The following is a 25,443-nucleotide window of genomic DNA, read 5'->3' on the forward strand; positions in this document are numbered from 1 at the left end:
GCAGGGGAGCGATGACAATGACGACATCCACGGCCGGAGCCGGCCTCGTCCACACCCGCCGCGAACGCTTCGGCCCGGCCGAAGAGCTGCGGCGGCTGTCCGCGGGGCGGCCCGTCACCCGGATCGACGTGGGTCCGGGAACCGACGGGGTGCCCGTCTGGCTGGTCACGGGCCACGCCGAGGTGCGCCAAGTGCTCGGCGACCACCGGCGGTTCTCCACCCGGCGCCGCTTCGGGCCGCCCTCGTCGGCGGGCCGGGGCGAAGGACCGCGGCCCGACGAACTGATCGGGCAGCTCATGGACTACGACCCGCCCGAGCACACCCGGCTGCGACAGATCCTCACGCCCGAGTTCACCCTGCGCCGGATGCGCAGGATCGAGCCGGGCATCACCGGCATCGTCACCGAGCACCTCGACGCCATGGAACGCACGGGTCCGCCCGCCGAACTCATCACGGCGTTCGCCTCGCCGGTCCCCGGCGCGGCCCTGTGCGAGCTGATCGGCGTACCGCGCGACGACCGCGTCGACTTCCTGCGCCGCTGCCACGCCTTCCTCGCGCCGGGCCGGGGACGGCAGCGGCGTGCGGCGGCCGGGGAACTGCTCTCGCGGTACGTCGCCGCGATGGTGGCCCGGCAGCGCACGGACCCCGACGAAGGCTTCCTGGGCATGCTGGTCCGCGACCACGGCGACGAGGTCACGGACAAGGAACTGCGGGGCGTGTGCGTCCTGTTGGTGCTCGCGGGCCTCGACAACATCTCCGGCATGCTGGGCCTTGGCACCCTGCTGTTGCTCGGCCACCCCGACCAGCTCGCCGTGGTGCGCGACGACCCCCGAGCGGTGGACCGCGCGGTCGAGGAATTGCTGCGCCACCTGTCGGTGCCGCACGCCCCGACGCCCCGCACCGCCCTGGCGGACGTCACCGTCGGGGAGCAGCTCATCAGGGCGGGCGAACACGTCCTGTGCTCGCTGCCGATGGCCAACCGCGATCCTGCGCTGCTCGCCGACCCCGACCGCTTCGACATCACACGCGAGCCCGCGGCCCATGTCGCCTTCGGCCACGGCATCCACCACTGCCTGGGCGCGGCACTGGCCCGGATGGAACTGCGGATCGCCTACCCGGCGCTGCTGCGGCGCTTGCCCGGCCTGCGCCTGGCCGTGCCCGATGACGAGGTGCCGTTCCGCGTGCACGCGCTCGCCCACGGCGTGGACCGGCTGCCGGTCACCTGGTGAATAAGAAGGCCAAGGAGGAGCAGATGGAGTTACGGGTCGATCGCCACCGCTGCGCGGGTTCCGGGCTCTGCATGGCCCAGGTCCCCGCCGTCTTCGACCAGTCGGACGAGGACGGCAAGGTCCTGCTCAACGCACCGGCCCCGGCCCCCGAGCTGGCCGCCGCCGTGCGCCTGGCTGCCGCGCGGTGCCCGTCCGGCGCGATCACGCTGCACGAACGGGACACCGCCGACCACTGATGCCGCGCCCGCAACCGCGTTCACTCACGCACGGCCGCCCTGCGGCAGCCGCACCGTACGCAGCTCCCCGGCCGCCCCGACACCGGCGCATCCCGCGAGCCCCAGCGCGTCGCGCAACTCGTCGGCCAGCAGATCGAGGACCTGCCGTACGCCGGCCTCCCCGCCTGCGGCGAGCCCCCACACCGGTGGCCGCCCCACCAGGACCCCGTCGGCTCCGGACGCCAGCGCCTTGAGCACGTCCGTGCCGCCGCGCACTCCGCCGTCCACCATGACCTCGCACCGGTCGCCGACCGCATCGGCCACCTCGGGGAGGGCGTCGATGCCGGGCAGCGCGCCGTCGAGCTGACGGCCGCCGTGGTTCGACACCACGACGGCGTCCGCGCCCAGTTCCGCCGCCCGCACCGCGTCCTCGGCGGCGAGGACGCCCTTCACCACCAGCGGCAGCCGGGTGGCCGCCCGCAGCTCCTCCACGCACGACCACGTCACCGAAGGCGAGAACGCCTCGGCCGTGTGGGCCGCCACCGCCGAGCCGTTCCGGCCGGAGCGGTGCGCCGCCGATGCCGCACCGCCGTCCAGATGCGCGGCCCGCACATGGCCCGGCAGCGCGAAGCCGTTGCGGACGTCCCGCAGCCGGCGGCCCATCCAGGGCACGTCGACGGTGAGCATCAGCGCCTGGCACCCCGCGTCCTCGGCCCGGCGGGCCAGGTCCAGGGTGCGTCGCCGCTCGCGCAGCCAGTAGAGCTGGAACCACACCGTGCCGCCGACCGCCGTGATCTCCTCGACGGGAACGCTGCTCAAGGTGGCCACCGTGAACGGCACGCCCGCCGTCTTCGCCGCCCGCGCGGTGGCCAACTCGCCCTCGGGGTGCACCAGTCGGTGGTACGCGACCGGGGCGACCGCCACCGGCATCCGCACCGGACGCTTCAGGAGCGTCGCGTCCGTGGTGCACCCCGAGACGTCCCTGAGCACCCGGGAGGCGACGAAGATGCGGTCGAACGCCTCCCGGTTCGCCTCGAGGGACCGCTCACGGCCACTGCCACCCGCGATGAAGTCCCACACCTCGGGTGGCAGGGCCGCGGCCGCGGCTCTCTCGACGTCGCCCAGATCACGCGCGGCCGCGGGGTCAGCGCGCCGCACGCTGCCCGGTCCGTTCCAGCTCCACGGCCTCGTACAGCGCCTTGATGTTGGAACTGCCGAAGGTCTGTGCGCCCTGGCGCTCGATGACCTCGAAGAAGATCGTGCCCCGTGGGTGCGTCGACGCGGTGAAGATCTGGAACAGCTGGCCGTCGTGGTCCTCGTCGACGAGGAGGTTCGTCGCGCGCAGTTCGTTCAGGGTGTGGGACTTGAGCCCGATCCGTTCGGAGAGCAGGTCGTAGTACGTCGACGGGGTCTGGAGGAATCCGACACCGCGCGCGGACAGCGTGCGCACCGAACGGACGGCGTCCCTGCTGGAGAAGGCCAGATGCTGCACGCCCGCTCCGTGATGGCTCTTGAGGAATTCGTCGATCTGACCGGGCTGCGCCAGCGGATCGGGCTCTATGAGCGTCAGCGTCACCGCTCCGGTCGCGCTCTGCACGACCTTGGAGTCCATTGCCTGGGCGCCGACGACGATGTGCTCCTTGAAGACCTCGCGGAAACCGAGGGCCTGTTGATAGAAGCGGGCCGTCGATTCGAGATCTCCGGGGTTCAGGCACACGGCGATGTGGTCGATGTCGAGGAGTCCCACCTCACTGGTGCGCGCCTCGCGCGAGCCGAGCGCCGGAACGAATCCGGGCGGAAGCCCCGGACCTTCTCCCGGGGACCGCTCGACCAGCGTGTGCACCACGTCGCCGAAGCCCGAGACGGCCGCCGTGACCGCGGGGCCTTCCCCCGCGTGCCGTGTGGGCTTGCGCACGGGACGCGCGCCGCCCGCCACCGCGGCGGCGAAGGCCGCGGACACGTCCGCGGTGCGCAGGGCGATGTCGGCGACGCCGTTGCCGTGGGTGGTGACGTACGTGGTGGCGGGGTGCCGCTCCGCGGTCGCCTCGGTGAGCACCAGCGTCATCCGCCCCTGGCGCAGGGCGACGCTGCGGTGGTCGGCGCTGCCGCCGGTGCCGACGACCGTGAAGGCGTACTTGTCGACCCAGGCGAACACCGCCTCCTCCAGGCCGTCGACGTACATCTCGACATGGTCGATCGCGAGATCCGCCAGATCATTGTTCGGTGCCGTTGCGGGTAAATCCGTCATTGGAGTCCTCGTGGGAAGAAGAATGCGGATTCATGCCCTCGCGCCGGATCGCGGAATGCCGGACCGCGAAAGGTGCTGCGGAAATCCACGGCATTGCCGCCGGGCCGCGAGGCAGAATTCTCTTTGCGGCCCCGATGGTACGACCGCCTTCGTGGTTGCCGCACCTGTCAAAGCATTGCTGTGGATCTGCTGTCAGGAGACGCTGAAGCGATGGAAATCCTGCAAACGGAAATCGCCGTCGCCGAGTTGAACGCGGCCACGCTGCACGCGTCGCTCGGCGATGTGTCGATGGAGTCCATGAACCTCCTCAACCAGGTCGCCGACACCTATCCGGACGCGGTCTCGTTCGCGGCGGGACGCCCTTACGAGGGCTTCTACGACGTGACCCAGATCCACGAATACCTCCAGGTCTTCTGCGACCACCTCCGCACCCGCCTCGGCCTGAGCGAGACGGAGACCGCCCGCACGCTGTTCCAGTACGGCGCGACGAAAGGGATCATCGGCGACCTCGTGGCACGCAGCCTCGCCGTGGACGAGGGCATCGACGCCGACCCCGCCTCCGTGGTCGTCACGGTCGGCTGCCAGGAGGCGATGTTCCTGCTGCTGCGCGCGCTGCGCGCCGACGACCGCGATGCCGTCCTCGCCCCGAGCCCGACCTATGTCGGCCTGACGGGGGCCGCGTTGCTCGCCGACATGCCCGTACTCCCCGTGCGCACCGCAGCGGACGGTATCGACCTCGACGACCTGGTGGTCCAGCTGCGCCGGGCGCGCGGCGACGGACGGCGGGTCCGCGCCTGCTACGTGACGCCCGACTTCGCCAACCCGGTGGGCGTCAGTCTGCCGCTCGCCGACAGACACCGCCTCCTGGACATCGCGGCCGACGAGGACCTCCTGCTCCTGGAGGACAACGCGTACGGCCTCCTGAACAGCGCGGCCGACCGTCCGCCCACCCTGAAGGCCCTCGACCGCCACCGACGCGTCGTCTACCTGGGGTCGTTCGCCAAGACCGGGATGCCCGGCGCCCGCGTGGGCTACGTGGTCGCCGATCAGCGGGTGGCAGGCGCCACCGGCGGCGACACGCTGTTCGCCGACGAGTTGTCCAAGCTCAAGAGCATGCTCACCGTGAACACCTCGCCGATCGCCCAGGCCGTGATCGGCGGCAAACTCCTCGCACACGACTGCAGCCTGGTCGCCGCCAACCGCCAGGAGACGGAGGTCTACCGGCGCAATCTGCGTCAGGTGCTCGACGGCCTCGACCGGCGCCTCGGCGACCGTGCCTCCGTCACCTGGAACGTGCCGACCGGCGGGTTCTTCATCGTGCTCACCGTGCCGTTCACCGTCGACGACGCCCTCCTGGAGCACGCGGCACGCCGCCACGGCGTGCTCTTCACGCCCATGCACCACTTCTACGGCGCTTCGGCCGGGTTCCGCCAACTCCGCCTGTCGATCAGTACGTTGACGGGCGCCCGCATCGAGCAGGGCCTTGACCGCCTCGCCGCGCTGATCGACGAGCGGCTCGGGGAGTCCGACGCGCCCGGTGCGCGGGAGGCGACCGGGGAGCCGCTCCCGGGTGAGGTCGCGTGACGCTCCGCACCCTGGCCGTCGTCGGCACCGGCCTGATCGGCACCTCCGTGGCCCTCGCGGCCCGCCTGCGAGACGTGACCGTCTACCTCTTGGACCGGGACGAGTCCGCCGTGCGCGCCGCCGCGGTGCTCGGTGCCGGGCGGCCGGAGGCCCCGCAGGACCCCGTCGACCTGGCCGTGCTCGCGGTGCCGCCGAGCCAGATCGCCCCGGTCCTCGCCGAACTCCAGGCGCGGGGACTCGCGTTGAGCTACACCGACGTGGCGAGCGTGAAGGCGCACGCCGAGCGGGAGATCCTGGACACCGCCCCCGACCCGTCCCGCTACATCGGCGGCCACCCCCTCGCGGGCCGTGAGCGTTCGGGCCCGCTCGCGGCCCGCGCGGAGCTGTTCCAGGGCCGCCCCTGGGTCCTCACCCCGACCCGCCTCACCTCCAGGGCCGCCTTCGGCCGCGCCCTTGACCTGATCGCGCTGTGCGGCGCGGTGCCGCGCGTGATGCGGGCCCGCGCCCACGACGACGCGGTGGCACTGACCTCCCATGCCCCGCACCTGGTGGCCAGCCTGATGGCGGCGCGCCTGGGGGAGGGGCCCGCGGAGGCGGCCCATCTGGCGGGGCAGGGGCTGCGCGACACCACCAGGATCGCCCGCGGCGACTCCCGGCTGTGGAGCGACATCGTCGAGTCCAACGCGGCGGCGGTCGCCGACATCCTCACCCGGCTCCAGGAGGACCTCGCCAGCGTCGTCGCCGCCCTGTACGACCTCGCCGACCCCGAGCGGGGCAGGGAGCTCTCCGGCAAGAGCAGGCACACCCTGGTGGACCTCCTCGACCGGGGCGCGGCCGGGGTGGGGGAGTTGGACGGGCCACGCCTCGACGGGCCGCTTCGTGGGGAGGTTCCCGGAGAGGTTCCCGGACCCGTTCCCGGGCGCGTTCCTGGACGCATGCCTGGACGCGTGCCTGGACAGGCCGTCCCTTGTCCTCCGCGGTGAAGTCCGCGTCGTCGCAGGTGAGTTGGGGTGCCGTACGCGACGGCGCCCCAGGGCCGGGCGAGCCTGTCGGGGCGGCGCCGCTTGTATCCGCCGTGTGACCGGTGCCCGCGTAGAACTTGGCCCCATGTCCACCACACACAAGCGAACCGCACAGACACTGATCGCGGCCACGGCGCTCGTCGCCGGCGTCTTCCTCACCGGCTGCTCCGGTGACTCGTCGGCCGCCTCGAAGGACGACCCGAAGAAGCCGGACGCCTCGCCCACCAGCCCCTTCGACCAGGCCCTCGCCTTCTCCGAGTGCATGCGCGAAAACGGCGTGACCGGATTCCCCGACCCGCAGAAGGACGCGGGCGGCGGCATCGCACTCACCCCGGGCGGCGACGTCGACCCGAACTCCGCGGAGTTCCAGTCCGCCACCGAGGCCTGCCGCGACAAGATGCCCCAGGGCGGTCAGCTCGGCGGGGGCGGAGGCGGCGGCGAACCGCTGGACTCGGCCAAGGTCTCGGCCTGGGCCAAGTGCATGCGCGAGAACGGCCTGCCCAAGCTGCCCGACCCGGAGATCAACGGCGGCAACATGTCGCTCGACTTCGGCGCGAGCGGCATCGACCCCGGCAGCGACGAGTTCCAGAAGGCCCGGATCGCCTGCCAGGACAAGTGGCCCGGCGGCGGCCTCACCGGCTCGGGCGGCGGCGCCTGATGACCGCACCGGACGAGACACGTGAGCGCGAGAGGGAACGGGACGCGGAGACAGGAGAGTTCGAGGAGCCCGATTCAGAGAGCCCCGTGGAGCCTGCCCGCGGCTCGGGCGAGATCTCCGGAGCCGGAGCCCTGGAACTGCACACGCCGGGGGAGGTGTCCGAACGCACTCCCGACGGCCTCGCACCCGAGCACGAGGAGACCGCGCTTGAGGAGACCGCCTCGGCAGGCGGCGACGACGGCGGAGAGGAGACCACGCCCCGCCCGGGGGACCGCCGCAGGCGCCGCCCGCTGCGGATGTCACTGATCGTCGTCGTCGCGATCGCCGTGGTCGCCGCCGCGGGGGCCGCCACCACCGGCGTCTTCGGGGACGACGGCTCCGGATCGGCGGGCGACGCCCCCTCGGCGCCGCCGAAGACCGCCACGGTCGAGCGGACCACGCTGACGCGCACGGAGTCCGTGGACGGGAACCTCGGCTACGGCGACGCGACGGCCGTACCGGCCCCGCCCGCAGGCAAGGCGGGCGCCGGGATCATCACCTGGGTGCCCGGCGACGGCGACACCGTCAAGCGAGGCGGGAGTGCCTACAAGGTGGCGGAGCAGAAGGTCCCGCTGCTCTACGGCTCCACCCCCTTCTACCGCCCGCTGAAGACGGGCAGCGAGGGGAAGGACGTCGAGATCCTGGAGAAGAACCTCTCCGCCCTCGGCTACACCGGCTTCACCGTCGACGACACGTACGACGCCGGAACCGCCGAGGCCGTGCAGGACTGGCAGGACGACCTGGGCCGGGCGGAGACCGGGACGGTGCAGCCGTCGGACGCTGTGGTCGCCCCCGGTGCCCGACGCGTCGCCGAGGTGAAGGCCACGGCAGGCGCCCCGTCGAACGGGCCCGTCCTCACCTGGACCGGCACCGAACGCACCGTCACCGTCGACCTCGACGTGCAGTACGAGGACATGGTCGAGAAGGGCACCAAGGCGACGGTCACCCTTCCCGACGACAGCACGGTCCAGGCCGAGGTCACCGATGTCGGCACCCCCTCCACGCCTTCCCAGGACGCGGGATCCGAGGGCTCGGGCGGCCAGTCGGGCGGCGACGACAAGCCCACCCTGCCCGTGGAGCTGAAGGTCGAGAACCAGAGGGGCCTCGGCCGCTACCAGGCGGCCGCCGTGGAGATCTCCCTCAAGGCGGAGACGCGCGAGGACGTGCTCGTCGTCCCGGTCAACGCCCTGGTGGCGCAGCGCGGAGGCGGCTACGCCGTGGAGGTCGTCGGAGCGGACGGCGAGGTGAAGGCGCGGACGGTCAAGGTCGGCATGTTCGCCGACAGCATGGTGGAGGTGTCCGGGGCCGGCATCACCGACGGCACGGTCGTGGGGGTCCCCAAGTGACCACCGCCGCGCACCCGGTGGTCGAACTGGCCGGAGTCACCAAGACGTACGGAGAGGTCGAGGCGCTCAAGGCCGCCGATCTCGTCATCCGGCGCGGGGAACTGCTCGCCGTCGTCGGCCCTTCCGGCTCGGGCAAGTCCACGATGCTCAACATCATGGGCACCCTCGACCGCCCCACCACCGGCACCGTGCACATCGACGGGCACGACATCGACCGGCTCAGCGACCGGGAGCTTTCCGCGCTGCGGGCGGGAACGATCGGCTTCGTCTTCCAGCAGTTCCATCTCGCCCCCGGCGTCCCGGCGCTGGACAGTGTCGCGAACGGGCTGCTGTACAGCGGCAGGCCGCGGGGCGAGCGGCGCAGACTCGCCGAGCGTGCCCTGCGCCGGGTCGGACTCGGCCACCGCCTCTACCACGAGCCGCATCAGCTCTCCGGCGGCGAGAAGCAGCGCGTGGCCATCGCGCGCGCGGTCCTCGGCGACCCGCCGCTGCTCCTCGCCGACGAGCCGACCGGCGCCCTCGACTCGCGTTCCGGCGCCGTGGTGATCGAGCTCCTGCACGAACTGCACCGGGCGGGGACCACGGTCGTGGTCATCACCCATGACCGGGACATCGCGGGTTCCCTGCCGCGCGAGGTCCGCATCAAGGACGGCCGCATCGAAGAAGACGCGACCGACGCGGCCGGTTCCACCGACGCGGCCGGCCTGCTCCCCGAGGAGGCCCTGCGATGAGCCCGACCAAGGAGTTGAGTACGACAGGGGAGCGGGGCACGGCGCGCGAGCTGCCCCGTCCCGCGCCGCCACCGCGCCCCAAGCCGGCCCGGATGGGCCCGGCCGACGTGCTGCGGGTCGGCGGATCGGGGCTGCGCTCGCGCCCCATGCGGGTGTTCCTCTCGGCGCTCGGCATCGCCATCGGCATCGCCGCGATGGTCGGCGTGGTGGGCATCTCCACCTCCAGCAGCGAGGACCTCAACCGGCGGCTCGCCGCGCTCGGCACGAACCTCCTGACCGTCTCGCCGGGCCAGTCCTTCGCCGGTGACGCGGCCCATCTGCCCGACTCCTCCGTCGACATGATCGGCAACATCAAGGACGTCGAGTCGGTCTCCGCCATCGGTAAGACGAGCGCCAAGGTCTACCGCAACGACCACATCAAGAAGGAGGAGACCGGCGGCCTCAACGTCTACGCGGCCCGCACGGATCTGCCGAGGACCGCGGGCGCGGAGGTCGTCGAGGGCCGCTGGCTGAACGCCGCGAACCAGCGCTACCCGGCCGTCGTGCTCGGCCCCAAGGCCGCCGGACAACTGGGCGTCTTCCGGGCCGGACCCGACACCAAGGTGTGGCTGGGCGGGCAGTGGTTCACCGTCGTGGGGATCCTCGCGCCCAACGAGCTCGTCCCCGACCTGGACTCGGCCGCGCTGGTCGGCTGGCCCGTCGCGGAGAAGGAGCTGGACTTCGACGGCTACCCGACGACGGTCTACACCCGCGCCGAGGAATCCGCCGTGAGCGACGTCCAGTCCGTGCTCGGCGCCACCGCCAACCCGGAGAACCCCAGCGAGGCCAACGTCTCCCGTCCCTCCGACGTCCTGGAGGCCAAGGAGGCCACCGACGACACCCTCAGCGGTCTGCTGCTCGGCCTCGGCGCGGTCGCCCTGCTGGTCGGCGGGGTCGGCGTCGCCAACACCATGGTCATCTCGGTCCTGGAACGCCGCTCGGAGATAGGCCTGCGCCGCTCGCTGGGCGCCACCCGCGGCCAGATCCGTACGCAGTTCCTCTGCGAGGCCCTGCTCCTGTCGGCGCTCGGCGGTGTCGGCGGGGTCCTGCTCGGCATCGCCGTCACTTCCGGCTACTCCACCTACCAGGGCTGGCCCTCGGTGGTGCCGGTCTGGGCGATGGCGGGCGGTGTCGGCGCGACCTTGGTCATCGGCGGACTCGCGGGCTTCTATCCCGCGGTGCGTGCGGCGCGGCTGCCTCCCACGGAGGCGCTCGCCACGACCTGACCCCATGAATCCGCCACCCAACAGACGCGGTGCCTTCGTCAGCCCAAATCCCCCGCGGGCGACGAGGGCATCGCTTTGTGCCGGGCAACTCCCAGAACCGTTCCGCTGCCTGGACGGCCGTCCCCTCTCGTATTCTCGCCACATGACTGAGCACTTAGGGAAAGTCGACGAAAGCGCCCTGCTCGATCTGCTCCAGGAGCAGCGCATCGGCACGCTCGTCACCCTCAAACGCGACGGCCGCCCGCAGCTCTCGAACGTCGGCTATGCCTTCGACCCGCAGGAGCGCGTCATCCGCCTCATGGTGACCGACAGCCGCGCCAAGACCCGGAATCTGCGCCGCGATCCGCGCGCGAGCTTCCTCGTCACCGACGGCGCCGGTTTCTCGTACATGATCGCCGAGGGCGACGCCGAGCTCACGCCGGTCGTGACCGACCCGCATGACGCCGTCGCCGATGAACTGGCCCTGGTCTTCCGGGGGTTCCAGGGCGAGCACCCGGACTGGGAGGGATTCCGCGCCGCGATGGTGAAGGAGCGGCGCCTGGTGATCCGGCTGCACGTGAAGCACCTCTACGGAGCCGCAGGGAAGCGGATCCTCGCGGGCAGCGGACCCAAGGGACCCGGCCCCGCGCCCGTGGGCGCGGTGGCCGGGCGGCCCGGTCTACAGCTCGGCACGGGCGAGCCGCCGCCTCACATGCGGTAGAGGTCCGTCAGGAGCGCCACGGCCGCATGCGTCATCGGGTGCGGGTCGTGGCGGCGCCAGATGAGATGCACAGCGATGGGGTCGGCGTCGCGCAGCGGCCGGAACACGACGCCGTCGCGGCGGTACTGGTTGGCGGTGCTCTCCGGGGTGAGGCCGACACAGCGGCCCGACGCGACGACGGCCAGCCAGTCGTCGATGTCCTGGGTGTACTCCACCGGGGGGCGGGCCTCTTCGGGCCACAGCTCGGCGGTGGTCGTGCCGGTGCGCCGGTCGATGAGGAGCGTACGGTCCCGTATGTCGGCCAGTGGGATGGAGCGCCTCCTGGCCCACGGGTCGTCGCTCGCCAGGGCGCAGAAGCGGCGCTCGTGACCGACGACGGCGCTGGCGAACCGTGCCTCGTTGAAGTCGGTGCGGACGACGGCGAGGTCGCACAGGCCCTCGGCGAGGCCGCCGGTCGCGGAGTTCGTGCGGATCAAGTACAGCTCGACGTCGGGGTGTCCGGCCGCCCAGCGGCGCTGGAACTCCGCCGTGTGGCGGCCCATCGCCGACCAGGCGTGGCCGATGCGCAGCCGGGTGTGTCCGGTGGTCGCCTCGCGGATGAGGTCGTCGGCCTCCGCGAGCAGATGCCGGGCCCGTGCGAGTACCTGCACGCCCGCCGTCGTGGGCGTGACGCTCCGGCTCGTCCGGTGCAGGAGGCGCACCCCGAGCACGTCCTCGAGCCCGCCGAGGGTGCGCGACACGGCGGCCTGGGAGACACCCAACTCGGCGGCGGCATCGGTGAAGCCGCCGGTGTCGACGATGGCGACCAGGCAGCGCAGATGCCGCAGTTCCAGATCCATGACCCCAGCGTATGGGCAACCGGATCTCATGGATGACCAGAGCGTATGGATGAGTGCTCGCATGCATTTTTCGTATGCTCGCGGGTGACGCATCCTGCGGTGCATGCGAACGTCCCAGAGCCCCGCAGCGCCCGCCGTGCCCGCTGTCGTCCCCGGCGATCGGGAGGCGGGTCCACGAGGTCGCCTCCCCGGCATGGCGATGATGTTCGGCAGCGGCCTGTCCAACCAAGTCGGCGCCGCCACAGGCGCCCTGGCGTTCGGTGTGCTCGGTCCTGCCGGTGTCGTCGCCGTGCGGCAATGGGTCGCGGGAGCCGTGCTCCTCGCCGTGGGCAGGCCCAAGGTGCGCGCCTTCACCTGGCGCCAGTGGTGGCCGCTGCTGTGCCTGGCCGCGGTCTTCGCCACCATGAACCTCTCCCTGTACACCGCGATCGACCGGGTGGGTCTCGGCCTCGCGGTGACCCTGGAGTTCCTGGGCCCGCTCGCGGTCGCGCTCGCGGCTTCCCGCCGTGCGGTGGACCTCGGCTGCGCGGTCGTGGCGGGGGCGGCGGTGGTCGCCCTGGCCCGCCCGCAGCCCAGCACGGACTACGCGGGCATCGCGCTCGGCCTGCTCGCCGCGGTCTGCTGGGCCTCGTACATCCTGCTCAACCGCACGGTCGGCGCCCGCCTCCCGGGAGTTGAGGGATCGGCCGCCGCCGCGGGAGTCTCGGGGCTCCTCTACCTGCCCGTCGGCATCGCGGTTCTCGCCCACCACCCGCCCACGGCCACCGCCCTGGCCTGCGCGGCCACCGCGGGCATCCTCTCCTCCGCGGTCCCGTTCCTCGCCGACCTGCTCGCCCTGCGCCGGGTCGACGCCCGCTTCTTCGGGATCTTCATGAGCGTCAACCCGGTGCTCGCGGCGCTGGTGGGCATGGTCGTCCTGGGGCAGTCCCTGGACTGGGTGGAGTGGACGGCCATCGCGGCGATCGTGACGGCGAACGGGGTCAGCGTCCTGAGGTGACCGCCTGATCCCCGAGACGTCCGCGATCAGCCGAGGCCGAGCTGCCGTGTCGCCGCGTCGACCGTCTGGGCGAGGAGGACGGCGATGGTCATGGGGCCGACCCCGCCGGGCACGGGAGTGATCAGACTCGCGCGCTCCAGGGCGGAGTCGAAGTCGACGTCACCCACATTGCCCGCGTTGTAGCCCGCGTCGATCACCACGGCCCCGGGCTTGATGTCCGCGCCGGAGATGAAGCGCGGCTTGCCGACCGCCGCGATCAGGACGTCGGCCTGCCGCACGATCGAGGTCAGGTCGGCGGTGCGCGAGTGGCAGTACGTGACCGTCGCGTCCCTGCCGAGGAGCAGCATGCCCGCGGGCTTGCCGAGGATGGCGCTGCGTCCCACGACGACGGCGTGCTTGCCGGTGAGATCGACGTCGTACGCGTCGAGCAGGCGCATGATGCCGCCGGGCGTGCAGGACACGAAGCCGGGCAGGCCGAAGCCCATCGCCGCGAACGAGTGCATGGTGACGCCGTCGACGTCCTTGGCCGGCGCGATCGCCTCGAAGGCGGCGCGCTCGTCGATGTGGGGCCCGACGGGGTGCTGCAACAGGATGCCGTGCACGGTCGGGTCCTGGGAGAGGCCGGTGATCGTCGCGACCAGTTCCTCGGTGCCGATCGAGGCGGGCAGTGCCACGTGGCGCGACTCGATGCCGGCCTTCTCGCAGCGGGCGCGCTTCATGCGTACGTAGGTCACCGATGCGGGGTCCTCGCCGACCAGGACGGTCGCCAGGCAGGGGCGCTGCCCGGTGCGCCGGAGGATGTCCGCCGCGGTCGCGGAGGTGGTTTCGACGATCTGGCGGGCGAGGCCGGTGCCGTCCATCAGGCGAGCCGTCTGCGTCTGGGGCATGTGCCACTCCTGGACTTCAGGGTGAGTCGCCCAGGCGCGCGGCATCGACACGATGTCAGGCCGCTCCCCGGTGGTACTCCACCTCAGCGCCAGTCACGGCCCGCCTCTCACCCTAAAGGACGGTACGGGGCCGGAGGACGCGGGCGCCGTGGATGTAGCTGAGCTTAAAAGAGATTCAAAACTCTTTGCTTGTCCTTCCTGGTCGGCGACGGCATCGTTCACTGACAACGGCCAGAGCGAGGAGAACAACAGTGAACGGCGTCCCAGGGAGAACATGGGCAGCGGCGAGGGTGGGTGTGCTCGCCCTTCTCTGGGGATCCACCTTCCTCTGGATCGAACTGGCCCTTGAGGGCCTGTCACCCGTGCAGGTCACGCTCCTGCGCTGCACCCTCGGGGCGGCGACCTTGACGGTCCTGCTCTTCGTTACGCGCAACCGTCTTCCGCAGGGCCGTGCGGTGTGGAAGCACATCTTCGTCGCCGCCTTCTTCTGCAATGCCCTGCCCTTCGGCCTCTTCAGCGTCGGCCAGCAGACGGTCGACTCGGGGGTGGCGGGCGCGCTGAACGCGACGACTCCGCTGTGGTCGGTCCTGATCGGCCTCGCCATCGGCACGGAACGAGGACTGCGCCCCGTACGCCTGGCCGGACTCCTTCTCGGTTTCGCCGGTACGTCGTTGATCTTCGCCCCGTGGCAGCAGTCAGGCCTCACGAGTTGGGGCGCCCTCGCGATCGTGGGCGCGGCGGCGAGCTATGCCGTCGGCTTCGCGTACATGGGTCACCACCTCGTCGGGAAGGGCATGCCCACCCTGTCCCTCTCCGCGGCCCAGCTCATGGCGGCGACGGGTCTGACGGCCCTCGCCCTGCCGGTCGGCGGCCTGGAGACCATCCACGTGGACCACACGGCTCTCGTCGCCGTCGTCATCCTGGGAATCTTCGCCACCGGCATCACCTTCCACCTCACCTACCGGATCATCGCGGACGAGGGCGCGACCAACGCGGCGACGGTCGGATATCTGCTGCCAGTGGTCTCCGTGGCGTTGGGCGCCATCGTGCTCGACGAGGCCTTCAGCTTCCGGGTGGCCGCGGGCATGGCGGTCGTCCTCGTCGGGGTCGGCATGACACGTCGGCAGAAGCGGAAGCCGGAGCCACCGGCCACGAAGGCCGTGGCGGATCCATCGGCCACGGAAGCCGTGGGTGTCACGGCGGCCGAGAAGGAACAGGACGCACTCGCATGACCCAAGTGACCGTGACCACCGCCCTGGTGACGACACCGCCCGCCGATGTCTACGTGGTCGGTGTCGCCCAGGGCCCCGAAGGACCGCTGCCGACCCCCGAAGCGGAGGCGGTGGCCGAGGCGTTCGACGGGACACCGGCCGAGACCCTCGACGCACTCGGCATGACCGGCGCCACGGGCGAGGCAGTCGCCGTCCCCGCGCCGAAGGGCCTCGGAGCCGCCCTGGTGCTCGCGGTCGGGCTCGGCGAAGCCGACGGCACCGGTGGGCACGGCGCCGAGGCGCTGCGCCGCGCCGCCGGTGTGGCGGCCCGGACGCTGGCCGGCAGGGCGCGGGCGGTGCTTGCCCTGCCTGCGGGCACGGCCGATGCCGTGGAGGCGGTGGCGCTGGGCGGTCTGCTGGGTGCGTACGCCTTCACGGCCTACCGCACCGGGGGCCACGACAAGCCGCCCGTCGGCGAGCTCTCGATCCTCACCGGCCTCACGGACGCGGACGCGGCGGTGCGGCGCGCCACGGTGGTCGGCCAGGAGCTGAACCGCTCCCGGGATCTCATCAACACACCGGCCAACGACCTGTATCCGGAGACATTCGCGGCCACCGTGCGGGCAGTCGGTGCGGAGCACGGACTCGCGGTCGAGGTGCTGGATGAGAAGGAGCTGGCCGAGCAGTCCTTCGGCGGCATCCTCGGCGTCGGACAGGGCTCGGTCCGACCGCCGCGGCTCGTGAAGATCGCCCACACCCATCCCGAGGCGCGAACGGACCTCGCGTTCGTCGGCAAGGGCATCACCTACGACTCGGGCGGCATCTCACTGAAGCCGGTCGGCTTCAACGAGATCATGAAGCGCGACATGTCGGGTGCGGCGGCGGTGTTCGCCGCGGTCACGGCCGTCGCGCGGCTCGGTCTGCGGGTGAACGTCACCGGTTGGCTCGCGCTCGCGGAGAACATGCCGTCCGGCTCCGCCGTCCGCCCGGGTGACGTCCTGCGGATGTACGGCGGCAAGACCGTCGAGGTGCTCAACACCGACGCCGAGGGACGCCTCGTCCTCGCGGACGCCCTGGTGCGCGCGGGCGAGGAGGAGCCGGACGCCGTCGTGGACGTGGCCACGCTGACCGGCGCCATGCGGCTCGGCCTCGGCAACCGTGTCTTCGGCGTGATGTCCACCGACGACGCCTTCCGCGAGCGAGTGGTGGACGCCGCGGGGAGGGCAGGCGAGCAGGCCTGGCCGATGCCGCTGCCCGCCGAGCTGCGCGAGAGCCTGGACTCCTCGGTGGCCGACATCGCCAACCAGGGGGAGCGGATGGGCGGCGGGCTCGTCGCCGGTCTGTTCCTCAAGGAGTTCGCGCCGGACAACATCCCCTGGGCGCACCTCGACATCGCGGGACCCGCCTTCCACGAGGGCACTCCCTACGGCTACACCCCGCAGGGCGGCACCGGGTCCGCGGTCCGAACCCTCGTACGCGTGGCGGAAGATGCCGCAGACGAGGCGCGCTCCTGATGTGCGTCGCGGCGACCGATGGCGGCAGGGCGGATTGATGCGGACCCTCTACCAAGTCGATTCCTTCACAAGGGCCCCCTTCACCGGCAACCCGGCGGGCGTGGTCCTCGACGCGGAGGGCATGACGGAGGGCGACATGCTCGCCGTCGCCCGCGAACTCAACAACTCCGAGACGGCGTTCGTGCTGCCCGCCGACGGAGCCGACCACGACGTACGCGTCCGCTTCTTCACCCCTACGACGGAGGTTCCGACCTGCGGCCACGCCACCGTGGGTACGCACTTCGCGAGGGCCGTCGAGTACGGCCTGCCGTCCGGTGAGCTGGTGCAGAAGACGGGCAGCGGGCTGCGGCAGCGGGTGGAGATCCACCGTGACGGTGACCGGGTGCGCATCGGCATGCGGCAAGGGGCGGCCGAGTTCGGGCCCGAGCTGGACGGCACACAGGTGGACCGGCTGCTGCGTGCGCTGGGCGTGGCGGCCGGCGACCTGGCGGACGGCGGCCCGGTCCAGGTGGTGTCCACCGGGCACTCCAAGGTCCTCGTGGAGCTGCGCGCCCGCGCCGTGGTGGACGGACTGCGCCCCGACCCGGCCGCGCTGACCGCGCTCAGCCGCGAGGTGGGCAGCAACGGATTCTTCGTCTTCACCCGGGACATCGCCGCAGCCGAACCCGAACTCCTCACCTGGGCAAGGATGTTCGCCCCCGCCATCGGCATCACCGAGGACCCGGTGACCGGCAACGGCCACGGCCCGCTCGGCGCCTACCTGGTGCACCACGGCATCGTCCCGGCGCCCGACGGCACGCTTGCCTTCACCGGGCGCCAGGGCGTGGCCATGGGGCGGCCCGGCGAGGTCGCGGTGCGGGTCGAGGCGCAGCACGACGGCACCCTCCTGGTGTCCATCCAGGGGGACGCGGTGACGGCGTTCCGCACGCGACTGGACGCGTGAACCACAATGCCCGTTGACGACAGCGTGATGTCCGAATCCCGCCAGCACGGGCGAGCGCGACACCTCAGTGTTGAAGGTGGAAGCAGAGCCAAGGAAAGGAAAGAGGGAGGTCATCACGATGACTGTCCACACGATCGTCACCAGCCCGCTCGGCGAACTGCTGCTGGCGGGAGAGCCGACACCGGACGGCGTCGCTCTCACCTCACTGTCCATGCCCGGCCAGAAGAACGCCCCTTCCGTGCAGCGCAGTTGGGTTCGCGACCCCGCCCCCTTCGTGGAGATCTCCCGGCAGTTGGATGCCTACTTCGCCGGTGAACTCACCGCGTTCGACATCGAGGTCACCCCGAGCGGCACCGACTTCCAGCGGCGCGTCTGGAGCGCCGTGGAGGAGATCCCGTACGGCACGACGGCCACCTACGGAGAGCTCGCCGGGCGCCTCGGCGTCGAACGCGGGCGCGTCCAGGCCCTGGGCGCCGCCATCGGCGCGAACCCGCTGCTCCTCGTGCGCCCGTGCCACCGCGTGATCGGCGCGGACGGCTCCATGCGCGGGTACGCGGGCGGCGTGGAGCGCAAGGTCGAGCTCCTCACCCATGAGGGTGCACTGCAGCCCGCCCTGATCTGACCCGCACGACCACGAAGGATCCCTCATCATGATCGACACCACTCGTCCGGTGGACGCCCGCGTCGGCGAACGCGTGGCCGCCGGGGACTGGGACGCGCTGACCGCCGAGCTGGACGAGCACGGCAACGCCCTCACCGGTCGGCTCCTGACCCCCGAAGCCTGCCGCGACCTCTCCGCCCTGTACGACGAGACCGACCGCTTCCGCACCACCATCGACATGGCCCGCTACCGCTTCGGCTCCGGCCAGTACCGCTACTTCACCCACGAACTGCCCGATGTCGTACGGGAGTTGCGCGAGGCGTTCTACCCCCGGCTGCTTCCCGTCGCCCGTGGCTGGGCGGCGAAGCTCGACAAGCCCGCCCCGTGGCCCGACACCCTGGGGGAGTGGGTGGAGATGTGCCACGCCGCCGGTCAGGCCAAGTCCGCGCAGATCCTGCTCCGTTACGGGCCGGGTGACTGGAACGCCCTGCACCGCGACGTCTTCGGGGACATGCTCTTCCCGCTCCAGGTCGTCGTCGGTCTCGACGCCCCGGGAACCGACTTCACCGGCGGCGAGTTCATCATGACCGAGCAGCGCCCCCGCGCCCAGTCGCGCGGATCGTCGACCACTCTGCCGCAAGGCCACGGGCTCATCTTCACGACCCGCGACCGGCCCGTGGCCTCCAGGCGAGGCTGGTCGAACGGGCCGATGCGGCACGGCGTGAGCACCGTCCGCTCCGGGCGACGGCACACGCTCGGCCTGGTCTTCCACGACGCGGCGTGAACCCCGGCCAGGCCGGGCGGCAGGACCCGCCCACGTACACACTGTGCGGCCCGGACGGAAAGCCGTACCCCAGCAGCACGCCGGGCACCCTCGGCGGACACCGCCGCGGGCGCCTCTACGGCCGCCTCGACTGCCCCTCCGCCCTGCGGGCCGTCGCCCGCGGCCCCTACGCCACCCACCGGGTGTTCTTCCCCGACGAGGCCACCGCCATCGCGGCCGGCCACCGCCCCTGTGCGGTCTGCCTGCCCGCTCAGTACGCTCGCTGGAAAGCAGACCCAGAAAGCACCGGCACACCATGAGCATTCTGACGGAGCGGGAGTCCTCCCGCTCGCCCCTCATCGGCGCCCCCGCGGCGGCCGCCGACCTGCCCGCGCCCGCCCCGCACACCGCAGCTGAACTCACCGCCCTCATCGGCCTGTTGACGCTCCCGAAGGCGCGGATCGGGACCGTCGCCATCGGGCACAGTCGCGACGCGGCCTCCCGGGACGCCGCCGAAGCCTTCGCCGCCGCGTGGACGGCCCGCGGCGGCACGGTCCTCACCACGGTGAGCTGGCCCGAGACGGCCGCGTCCTGGCTGCGCCCCGCGCACCGCCTGGCCGCCCAGATCCCGGACGCCTGGGTCATGGCAGCGGCCCCTCTCGGCCTCGCCCAGCTGGCCCGCCGCCTGCGCCACTCCACCGACTGGGACCCGGCCCGCACCTACGCCTTCGCCTCCCTCCAGGACTCCCGCGTCCCCGCACTCGCCGGAGACGACGTGCTCCACGGCCTGCGGGGCGCCACCGCCGACGGCGACACCTGGCACGTGCGCCACCGCTGGGTCACCACCCACCTGCGCGCCGAGGTGAGCGAGTGAGCGCCCTGATCCCCCGCCCCACCACGGAGATCGCCCCCGGCGCGGTGCACGTGCCCCAGTGGCTCACCCTGGAGCAGCAGCGCGAACTCGTCACGGCGTGCCGCGGCTGGGCCACCGGGCCGGTGCCGATCCGTCACACGCGGCTGCCGCGCGGCGGGGTCATGTCCGTGCAGACGGTGTGCCTCGGATGGCACTGGCAGCCCTACCAGTACACCCGCACCGCCGGTGACGTGAACGGCCGGCGGGTCGCCGCGTTCCCGGACTGGATGGTCGAGCTGGGCCGCAGGGCGCTGACAGCGGCGTACGCGGACGCGCCGACCGCGGCCGACTGCACCCCGGACACGTACACCCCGGACACGGCGCTGATCAACTTCTATGACGGGCAGGCCAGGATGGGCATGCACCAGGACAAGGACGAACGGTCGTCGGCCCCGGTGGTGTCGCTGTCCATCGGCGACACGTGCGTCTTCCGCGTGGGAAACACCGAGACCCGCACCAAGCCCTACACCGACATCGAACTGGCCTCCGGCGACCTGTTCGTCCTCGGCGGCCCCTCGCGTTACGTCTTCCACGGCGTGCCCAAGGTCCACGAGGGCACCGCGGACCCCGCCACCGGCCTGACCTCGGGCCGCCTGAACATCACGATGCGGGTCACCGGCCTGCCCGGGTGACCCGCGCGACTACTCGAACCGCGAGGTGTCGCCCGCCCCTCGGCGCACGATCTCGGCCTCACCGCCGGAGAAGTCGATGACCGTGGTCGGGCTCGTGCCGCAGTCGCCCGAGTCGACCACGGCGTCCACCACGTGGTCGAGCCGCTCCTTGATCTCCCAGCCCTGCGTCAGCGGCTCCTCCTCGTCGGGCAGGAGCAGCGTGCTGGAGAGCAGCGGCTCACCGAGCTCGGTGAGCAGGGCCTGCGTGACGACATGGTCGGGGATCCGGACGCCGACGGTCTTCTTCTTCGGGTGCAGGAGCTGGCGCGGCACCTCCTTCGTCGCGGGCAGGATGAAGGTGTAGCTGCCCGGCGTCGCGGCCTTGATCGCACGGAACACGTCGTTGTCGATCTGCACGAACTGACCCAGCTGCGCGAAGTTCTCGCAGACCAGGGTGAAGTGGTGGCGATCGTCGAGGTTCCGGATCTTGCGGATCCGGTCGAGGCCGTCGCGGTTGCCCAGCTGGCACCCCAGCGCGAAACAGGAGTCCGTCGGATACGCGATGAGCGCCCCGGAGCGGATGCTGTCGGCCACGGTGCTGATGCTGCGCGGCTGGGGGTTCTCGGGGTGCACGTCAAAATACTTCGCCATCCGCCGAGCCTACGGGATCGCATCAGCAGTCCCTGGTTTCTCAGGGGTCGCATTGCCGCACGCGGCTAGTCATCGTCGACCACGCTGATCAGCGCGAGCGTGACGTTGTCGGGGCCGCCGGCGTCGATGGCGGCCTTCCACAGTTCGAAGACCGCACGGCCGCCGTCGTGGGCCGCGAGGATGTCGTCGAGAGTGTCCTCGGGCACGGGGTCGGTCAGGCCGTCGGAGCACACCAGATAGCGCTCACCCCCGACGATCGGCAACGTGCTGACATGCGGCGTGACCGCGCTGAACCGGAGCGCACCGCCGAGCGCCTGCGTGACGATCGACGTGGTGCGCCGGCCCGGTGCGGGCGGCGGGCTGTCGTCGACGCTCACCTGGCGCAGCGTCCCGGGTGTGCCGCTGCGACCGACGTCGAGCACTCTGCTGTCACCGACGTTGAACACCAGCAGCTCCTCGCCGAGGACCACGACACCCGCGACCGTCGTCCCCATGGTGGTCAGCTCCGGATCGTGCTCGGCAGCCGCGTACACGGCGTGATTGCAGGCGTTCAGCGCGTCCTGCACGGCCTGCTCACTGTCGAGCGACGAGCCGACCTCCGCCAGCTGCCGTACGACGAGACCGCTGGCCACCTCGCCGCCGGGCTGGCCGCCGATGCCGTCGGCGACCGCGACGACCAGGGGGTTGCCGAGCGGGAACCCCAGGGTCTGCGGGTTCTCGGTCATGGTCCCGCACAGCGTCCATGGGCCGACGGCCAGACTGTCCTCGTTGTGATCGCGCACGAGCCCGGGGTGGCTCAGCGCGGTGACCGTGATGTACGGCATCCCTGTCCCGCCTCTCCGCAACGGCCAGGCGTGCTCCGCACCACCATTGTCACGCCGGGAGCCTCCCTCGGCTCAGTGGCGGACCGTGGCCACCCTCTGCCCTGCGGTGACCACACCGTGCCATGGTGAGGGATCCGGCTGGTCTGGACCAGCCTCCGGTCGTGGTGAGGAGCGTACGCATGCGCGGCACAACGGTCTTGCCCGGCGAGGGGAACAGCGGATTACCGGGGAGCGGGCCGCCCGGCGACGACGGGATGCCGACGCATCGCCTGGAAGTGCCCATGCCCAACGCGCTGCCGTTCGCCATCGGCACGTTCGACACCATCGGGCCGATGTCACGTGCGTCGTTCCCGCACCGGCACACGTTCCACGAGATCGTCCACGTCACGGGCGGCACCGGCGGTCACGTCGTCGATCTGACCCGCTTCGCGCTGAGTCCGCCGAACCTGTGCTTCATCGCACCGGGCCAGGTCCACCACTGGGAGAACGTCACCGGCCTCGACGGGCGCGTCATCCTCTTCACCGACGACTTCCTCCTGGACCACCCCGCGGATCGCCACGCGCTGCGAGGGCTCGGGCGGCGCTCCTGGCTCGAACTGCCCGACGAGGCGGCCGAGCCGACCGCGCGCCTCGTCGCCGATCTCGACGGCGAGTACCAGGCGGGTGCCGACGGATTCCAGAGCGTGCTGCGGGCCCTGCTGCACGTCCTGGTGGTGCGGGCGGCGCGGCTGCCCGCGCACCAGCCGACGGCGCCGCCGCCCGCGCAGCGCTCGCGGCCCGGCTCGGTCGCCGCGGAGTTGATGACCCTGCTCGGCACCCCGGAGGGTGCCCGGCGCTCCGTCCGGGCGTGCGCGCAGCAGCTGGGAGTCTCCGTGAGCTATCTGGGCGAGGCGGTGAAGGCGTCCACCGGCCGCACGCCCGGCGAACTGATCCGGCAGGCCCGGGTGCACGAGGCCAAACGCCTCCTGCTGCGTACGGAGTTGTCGGTCCGTCAGATAGCGCTGCGGGTCGGCTTCGGCGACCCGGCCTACTTCTGTCGCTTCTTCCGCAGGGAGACCGGCACGAGCCCGGGGGACTTCCGGCGCGGCGGTGGCGATATTCACCACGACCACCGTCTTGAGTCCATCGCCCGCACCCGGCCGTCCGCATAACTTCGGAGCCGATCCGGAACCCACCCCACCCCCTCAGGAGGAGCGATGGAGCACGAGATCGGCACGACCGGAGACGGCATACGCGACGGCGCCGGCGACAGCGGCGGGACCAGCGAACCGAAGGCGCACCAGGGCGGCGGCCCCAGCCGCAAGACCGTCCTGAGAGCGGCCGCCGCGGTGGGCATGGCCCTGCCGGTGGCCCTCATGGGAGTCCCCGCCCTTGCCCGGACCGCGGGGGAGCGCGGCGTGGCGCCGGAGGCGACCCCGGCCTGCGACGACGGCGACGATCCGACGCCCCCGCAGATGGAGGGCCCGTACTTCAAACCCAACTCCCCCCGGCGCACCTCGCTCCTGCAGCCCGGCACCCCGGGCGTCCGGCTCACCGTCACCGGCTACGTCTTCGGGCGTGCCTGCCGGCCGATTCCCCGGGTCCTGATGGACTTCTGGCAGGCCGACACCTACGGGACGTACGACAACACGGGTTTCCGCTTCCGGGGGCACCAATTCACCGACGCCAACGGCGCGTTCAGGCTCACCACGGTCGTGCCCGGCCTCTACCCGGGCCGCACCCGGCACCTGCACGTCAAGGTGCAGGCCCCTGGGCGCCCGGTCCTCACGACCCAGCTGTACTTCCCCGGTGAACCGCGCAACAACACGGACCCGATCTTCGACGCCCGGCTGCTCATGAACGTACGCACCGTCGGGAACGCGAAGGAGGCCGACTTCGACTTCGTCCTGAACGTGCCGCAGCAGCCCTGACCGGAAAGTGGCCTGCCGCTCGGCCTCCCGGTGAGGCGGCCGAGCGGCAAGGGGCGCGTACAACCTTTGGTGACCTCGGAGGGTCAAGTGATCGGCCGGCATGAACCGGTGGTGAACTCCACCGGGCAGCCGCCCCACCGCACTCTGAACCAAGGGAACCCGTATGTCGCGAGCCAGCCGCACAGCCCGTCGCACCCTGCCCCTGATGGCCGCCTCCCTGCTCGTGGGCAGTGGCCTCTCGGCCCTGGCCCTCGGGGCGGGCAGCGCCCAGGCGGCCACGCCGGCCACCGACGCGGGCCGCGCGAGCGCCGCCGCGGGGAAGGCGACGGACGACCTGAACGGCGACGGCTACGCCGACCTCGTCGTCGGCGCCCCGGGCGGCACGGTCTCCGGCAAGGCCAAGGCCGGGTACGTCGTGGTGACCTACGGCTCCAAGGACGGCCTCGACCCGGCCAAGAAGAAGATCATCAGCCGCTCCACGAGCGGTGTGCCCGGCGCGGCCACCGCCAAGCAGGAGTTCGGCAGGCACGTCACCAAGGCCGACCTGGACCAGGACGGGTACGGGGACCTGGTCGTCGGCACCGGCGTCAAGGCCGGTGGCTCGGTGATCCTGTGGGGCTCCGTGAGCGGCCCGACCGGCGGCACCGCGATCGACACCTTCGGATTCGCCCCGCAGGCGGCGGACTTCGACGGCGACGGCACCACCGACCTGGCCCTGTTCGACCTGGTGGGTTCGCACGGCGACGACCCGGTCGAGCAGAAGGCCCGCCTGTGGAAGGGGCCCATCGCGCGGACCGGCACCCCGGCCGCCACGCTCGACTTCATGGACAAGTCGCAGTGGTGGAGCTACGAGAGCGACGAGCGCCCCTACCCCGCATGCCGCGAGAAGCCCGAGGTCTGTGTCGACGGACCGCTCTCCGTGCAGGGCCCGGTGATCCCGGACGCCGTCGGTGATGTCAACGGCGACGGTCGCGCCGACATCGCCATCAACGACTACACCGGCGACGGAACCTGGACCAACAGCATCCTGTACGGCAGCCCCACCGGCTTCAAGCGCGGTCACGGGGCGGGCGCCAAGGGGCAGTTGGGCCTCGGCGACATCAACGGCGACCACTACGACGACCTGGTCGTCGGCGAGAGCAACTACGACGAGGCCGACGCCAAGGTCAGGGTCGCCTATGGCTCGGCGGACGGCCTGAAGCCGCAGGTCCAGGAGTTCGACCAGGACCTGCCCGGCATTCCCGGTGCCGAGGAGGAGGGCGACCGCTTCGGCAGCTCCGTCTCCGTCGGCGACGTGACGGGTGACGGCTACGCGGACATCGCGCTCGGCGTCGTCGGCGAGGACGTCAAGGCCGTCGGCGACGCGGGCGCCGTCGTCCTCGTGCACGGCAGTGCGAACGGCGTGACCGGCACCGGCGCGCAGGCCTTCCACCAGGACACGGCGGGCGTGCCCGGAGTCGCCGAGGCGGACGACCAGTTCGGGGCGGCCGCGGCGCTGCTCGACGTCACGGGTGACGGCCACCGCGACCTGGCGGTGTCATCCGCCAGGGAGAACGCCCAGGCGGGCGCCGTCTGGTCGCTGCGCGGCACCACCGCGGGCCTGATCGCCACGGACTCCGTCGCCTTCGGCCCCAAGGACGTCGGGGCTCCGGACGCCGCGGCCCTCTTCGGCAGCACCCTGCGCTAGGAACGAAGCGGCTCACGTACGGGCCCGAGGGCGGGGGACGACGGATCGTCGCACC

General features: G+C 71.9%; 26 protein-coding genes, 1 pseudogene and 1 riboswitch. Of the genes and pseudogenes, 21 read left to right on the forward strand and 6 right to left on the reverse strand.

The features are described from left to right. The first annotated feature begins 17 nt into the window (after positions 1-17). Positions 18-1,229 carry a cytochrome P450 gene (locus M4V62_RS39080; RefSeq protein ID WP_249591930.1) on the forward strand — a complete coding sequence of 404 codons (1,212 nt, stop codon included), beginning with the start codon at positions 18-20 and terminating at the stop codon, positions 1,227-1,229. 23 nt (positions 1,230-1,252) lie between these two features. After that, entirely contained in the window at positions 1,253-1,465 is a 213-nt protein-coding gene (locus M4V62_RS39085) for a ferredoxin (protein WP_249591931.1), read from the forward strand. 24 nt (positions 1,466-1,489) lie between these two features. On the opposite strand, the gene M4V62_RS39090 is transcribed toward M4V62_RS39085, so the two are convergent. Both M4V62_RS39090 and hppD read right to left on the reverse strand, forming a co-directional pair. Continuing rightward, positions 1,490-2,602, reverse strand: coding sequence for an alpha-hydroxy acid oxidase (locus M4V62_RS39090; RefSeq protein ID WP_249591932.1), 1,113 nt, complete (start codon positions 2,600-2,602; stop codon positions 1,490-1,492). Beyond that, on the reverse strand, positions 2,589-3,692 hold the full coding sequence (gene hppD, locus M4V62_RS39095; RefSeq protein WP_249591933.1) for a 4-hydroxyphenylpyruvate dioxygenase: 1,104 nt from the start codon (positions 3,690-3,692) through the stop codon (positions 2,589-2,591). The genes M4V62_RS39090 and hppD overlap by 14 nt, the downstream gene beginning before the upstream one ends. Positions 3,693-3,902: 210 nt before the next feature. Here hppD and M4V62_RS39100 point away from each other — a divergent pair, with 210 nt between their 5' ends. From M4V62_RS39100 to M4V62_RS39130, 7 genes are all read left to right on the forward strand, one after another. Next, positions 3,903-5,276, forward strand: coding sequence for an aminotransferase-like domain-containing protein (locus M4V62_RS39100; RefSeq protein ID WP_249591934.1), 1,374 nt, complete (start codon positions 3,903-3,905; stop codon positions 5,274-5,276). Then, a complete protein-coding gene (locus tag M4V62_RS39105) occupies positions 5,273-6,259 on the forward strand; it encodes a prephenate dehydrogenase (RefSeq protein ID WP_249591935.1) in 987 nt (328 codons plus the stop codon). Before M4V62_RS39100 ends, M4V62_RS39105 begins: the two co-directional genes overlap by 4 nt. Before the next feature lie 124 nt (positions 6,260-6,383). Further along, a complete protein-coding gene (locus tag M4V62_RS39110) occupies positions 6,384-6,956 on the forward strand; it encodes a hypothetical protein (RefSeq protein ID WP_249591936.1) in 573 nt (190 codons plus the stop codon). Next, positions 6,956-8,341, forward strand: a complete 1,386-nt coding sequence (locus M4V62_RS39115; protein WP_249591937.1) for a peptidoglycan-binding protein — start codon at positions 6,956-6,958, stop codon at positions 8,339-8,341. Before M4V62_RS39110 ends, M4V62_RS39115 begins: the two co-directional genes overlap by 1 nt. Then, on the forward strand, positions 8,338-9,072 hold the full coding sequence (locus M4V62_RS39120) for an ABC transporter ATP-binding protein (protein WP_249591938.1): 735 nt from the start codon (positions 8,338-8,340) through the stop codon (positions 9,070-9,072). The genes M4V62_RS39115 and M4V62_RS39120 overlap by 4 nt, the downstream gene beginning before the upstream one ends. Before the next feature lie 92 nt (positions 9,073-9,164). Beyond that, entirely contained in the window at positions 9,165-10,337 is a 1,173-nt protein-coding gene (locus tag M4V62_RS39125) for an ABC transporter permease (protein WP_249593194.1), read from the forward strand. Positions 10,338-10,479: 142 nt separating this feature from the next. Next, complete coding sequence (locus M4V62_RS39130) at positions 10,480-11,037, forward strand: PPOX class F420-dependent oxidoreductase (RefSeq protein ID WP_425575150.1); 558 nt, start codon at positions 10,480-10,482, stop codon at positions 11,035-11,037. Here the strand turns inward: M4V62_RS39130 and M4V62_RS39135 are convergent. Further along, a complete protein-coding gene (locus tag M4V62_RS39135; protein WP_249591939.1) occupies positions 11,025-11,876 on the reverse strand; it encodes a LysR family transcriptional regulator in 852 nt (283 codons plus the stop codon). The two genes, M4V62_RS39130 and M4V62_RS39135, sit on opposite strands and share 13 nt — an antisense overlap. A gap of 103 nt (positions 11,877-11,979) precedes the next feature. On the opposite strand from M4V62_RS39135, the gene M4V62_RS39140 reads away from it, so the two are divergent. Beyond that, complete coding sequence (locus M4V62_RS39140) at positions 11,980-12,873, forward strand: EamA family transporter (RefSeq protein WP_249591940.1); 894 nt, start codon at positions 11,980-11,982, stop codon at positions 12,871-12,873. A 26-nt stretch (positions 12,874-12,899) separates the two neighbouring features. Here M4V62_RS39140 and M4V62_RS39145 read toward each other — a convergent pair whose 3' ends face one another. Beyond that, on the reverse strand, positions 12,900-13,760 hold the full coding sequence (locus M4V62_RS39145) for a bifunctional 5,10-methylenetetrahydrofolate dehydrogenase/5,10-methenyltetrahydrofolate cyclohydrolase (protein WP_249591941.1): 861 nt from the start codon (positions 13,758-13,760) through the stop codon (positions 12,900-12,902). Positions 13,761-13,781: 21 nt separating this feature from the next. After that, positions 13,782-13,867: riboswitch (ZMP/ZTP riboswitch) on the reverse strand. A gap of 183 nt (positions 13,868-14,050) precedes the next feature. Here M4V62_RS39145 and M4V62_RS39150 point away from each other — a divergent pair. The 8 genes from M4V62_RS39150 to M4V62_RS39185 all read left to right on the forward strand — a co-directional run bounded on the left by M4V62_RS39150 (position 14,051) and on the right by M4V62_RS39185 (position 20,337). Then, positions 14,051-14,992: a DMT family transporter gene (locus M4V62_RS39150; RefSeq protein WP_249593195.1), complete on the forward strand. Its 942-nt coding sequence runs from the start codon at positions 14,051-14,053 to the stop codon at positions 14,990-14,992. Continuing rightward, a complete protein-coding gene (locus tag M4V62_RS39155; protein ID WP_249591942.1) occupies positions 14,989-16,485 on the forward strand; it encodes a leucyl aminopeptidase in 1,497 nt (498 codons plus the stop codon). The genes M4V62_RS39150 and M4V62_RS39155 overlap by 4 nt, the downstream gene beginning before the upstream one ends. Positions 16,486-16,522: 37 nt before the next feature. Beyond that, positions 16,523-17,428 carry a PhzF family phenazine biosynthesis isomerase gene (locus M4V62_RS39160; protein WP_249591943.1) on the forward strand — a complete coding sequence of 302 codons (906 nt, stop codon included), beginning with the start codon at positions 16,523-16,525 and terminating at the stop codon, positions 17,426-17,428. Between the two features lie 118 nt (positions 17,429-17,546). Then, complete coding sequence (locus tag M4V62_RS39165; protein WP_249591944.1) at positions 17,547-18,050, forward strand: methylated-DNA--[protein]-cysteine S-methyltransferase; 504 nt, start codon at positions 17,547-17,549, stop codon at positions 18,048-18,050. A 28-nt stretch (positions 18,051-18,078) separates the two neighbouring features. Next, the gene (locus tag M4V62_RS39170) at positions 18,079-18,813 is read left to right on the forward strand and encodes a 2OG-Fe(II) oxygenase (protein ID WP_249591945.1); all 735 of its coding nucleotides are present in this window, start codon (positions 18,079-18,081) and stop codon (positions 18,811-18,813) included. Continuing rightward, on the forward strand, positions 18,810-19,112 hold the full coding sequence (locus tag M4V62_RS39175) for an Ada metal-binding domain-containing protein (RefSeq protein WP_249591946.1): 303 nt from the start codon (positions 18,810-18,812) through the stop codon (positions 19,110-19,112). Before M4V62_RS39170 ends, M4V62_RS39175 begins: the two co-directional genes overlap by 4 nt. Beyond that, on the forward strand, positions 19,109-19,666 hold the full coding sequence (locus M4V62_RS39180; protein WP_249591947.1) for a type 1 periplasmic-binding domain-containing protein: 558 nt from the start codon (positions 19,109-19,111) through the stop codon (positions 19,664-19,666). Before M4V62_RS39175 ends, M4V62_RS39180 begins: the two co-directional genes overlap by 4 nt. Beyond that, complete coding sequence (locus M4V62_RS39185) at positions 19,663-20,337, forward strand: alpha-ketoglutarate-dependent dioxygenase AlkB family protein (protein ID WP_249591948.1); 675 nt, start codon at positions 19,663-19,665, stop codon at positions 20,335-20,337. Before M4V62_RS39180 ends, M4V62_RS39185 begins: the two co-directional genes overlap by 4 nt. A 9-nt stretch (positions 20,338-20,346) precedes the next feature. Here the strand turns inward: M4V62_RS39185 and M4V62_RS39190 are convergent, their stop codons facing one another. Then, positions 20,347-20,967, reverse strand: a complete 621-nt coding sequence (locus M4V62_RS39190) for an L-threonylcarbamoyladenylate synthase (protein ID WP_249591949.1) — start codon at positions 20,965-20,967, stop codon at positions 20,347-20,349. A gap of 65 nt (positions 20,968-21,032) precedes the next feature. Beyond that, positions 21,033-21,791, reverse strand: a complete 759-nt coding sequence (locus M4V62_RS39195) for a PP2C family protein-serine/threonine phosphatase (RefSeq protein ID WP_249591950.1) — start codon at positions 21,789-21,791, stop codon at positions 21,033-21,035. Between the two features lie 179 nt (positions 21,792-21,970). Between M4V62_RS39195 and M4V62_RS39200 the strand changes: the two genes are divergently transcribed. The 3 genes and pseudogenes from M4V62_RS39200 (at position 21,971) to M4V62_RS39210 (ending at position 25,388) form a co-directional block, all read left to right on the forward strand. Further along, positions 21,971-22,942 (forward strand): AraC family transcriptional regulator, encoded by a 972-nt coding sequence (locus tag M4V62_RS39200; RefSeq protein WP_249591951.1) that lies wholly within the window; start codon positions 21,971-21,973, stop codon positions 22,940-22,942. A 183-nt stretch (positions 22,943-23,125) separates the two neighbouring features. Then, positions 23,126-23,698 (forward strand): annotated as a pseudogene (locus tag M4V62_RS39205) (dioxygenase family protein); the annotation flags it as partial. A 208-nt stretch (positions 23,699-23,906) separates the two neighbouring features. Further along, positions 23,907-25,388 (forward strand): FG-GAP-like repeat-containing protein, encoded by a 1,482-nt coding sequence (locus M4V62_RS39210; RefSeq protein ID WP_249591952.1) that lies wholly within the window; start codon positions 23,907-23,909, stop codon positions 25,386-25,388. The last annotated feature ends 55 nt before the right edge of the window (positions 25,389-25,443 follow it).

It is taken from the genome of Streptomyces durmitorensis (genome assembly GCF_023498005.1).
GTDB classification, from domain to species: Bacteria; Actinomycetota; Actinomycetes; order Streptomycetales; family Streptomycetaceae; genus Streptomyces; species Streptomyces durmitorensis.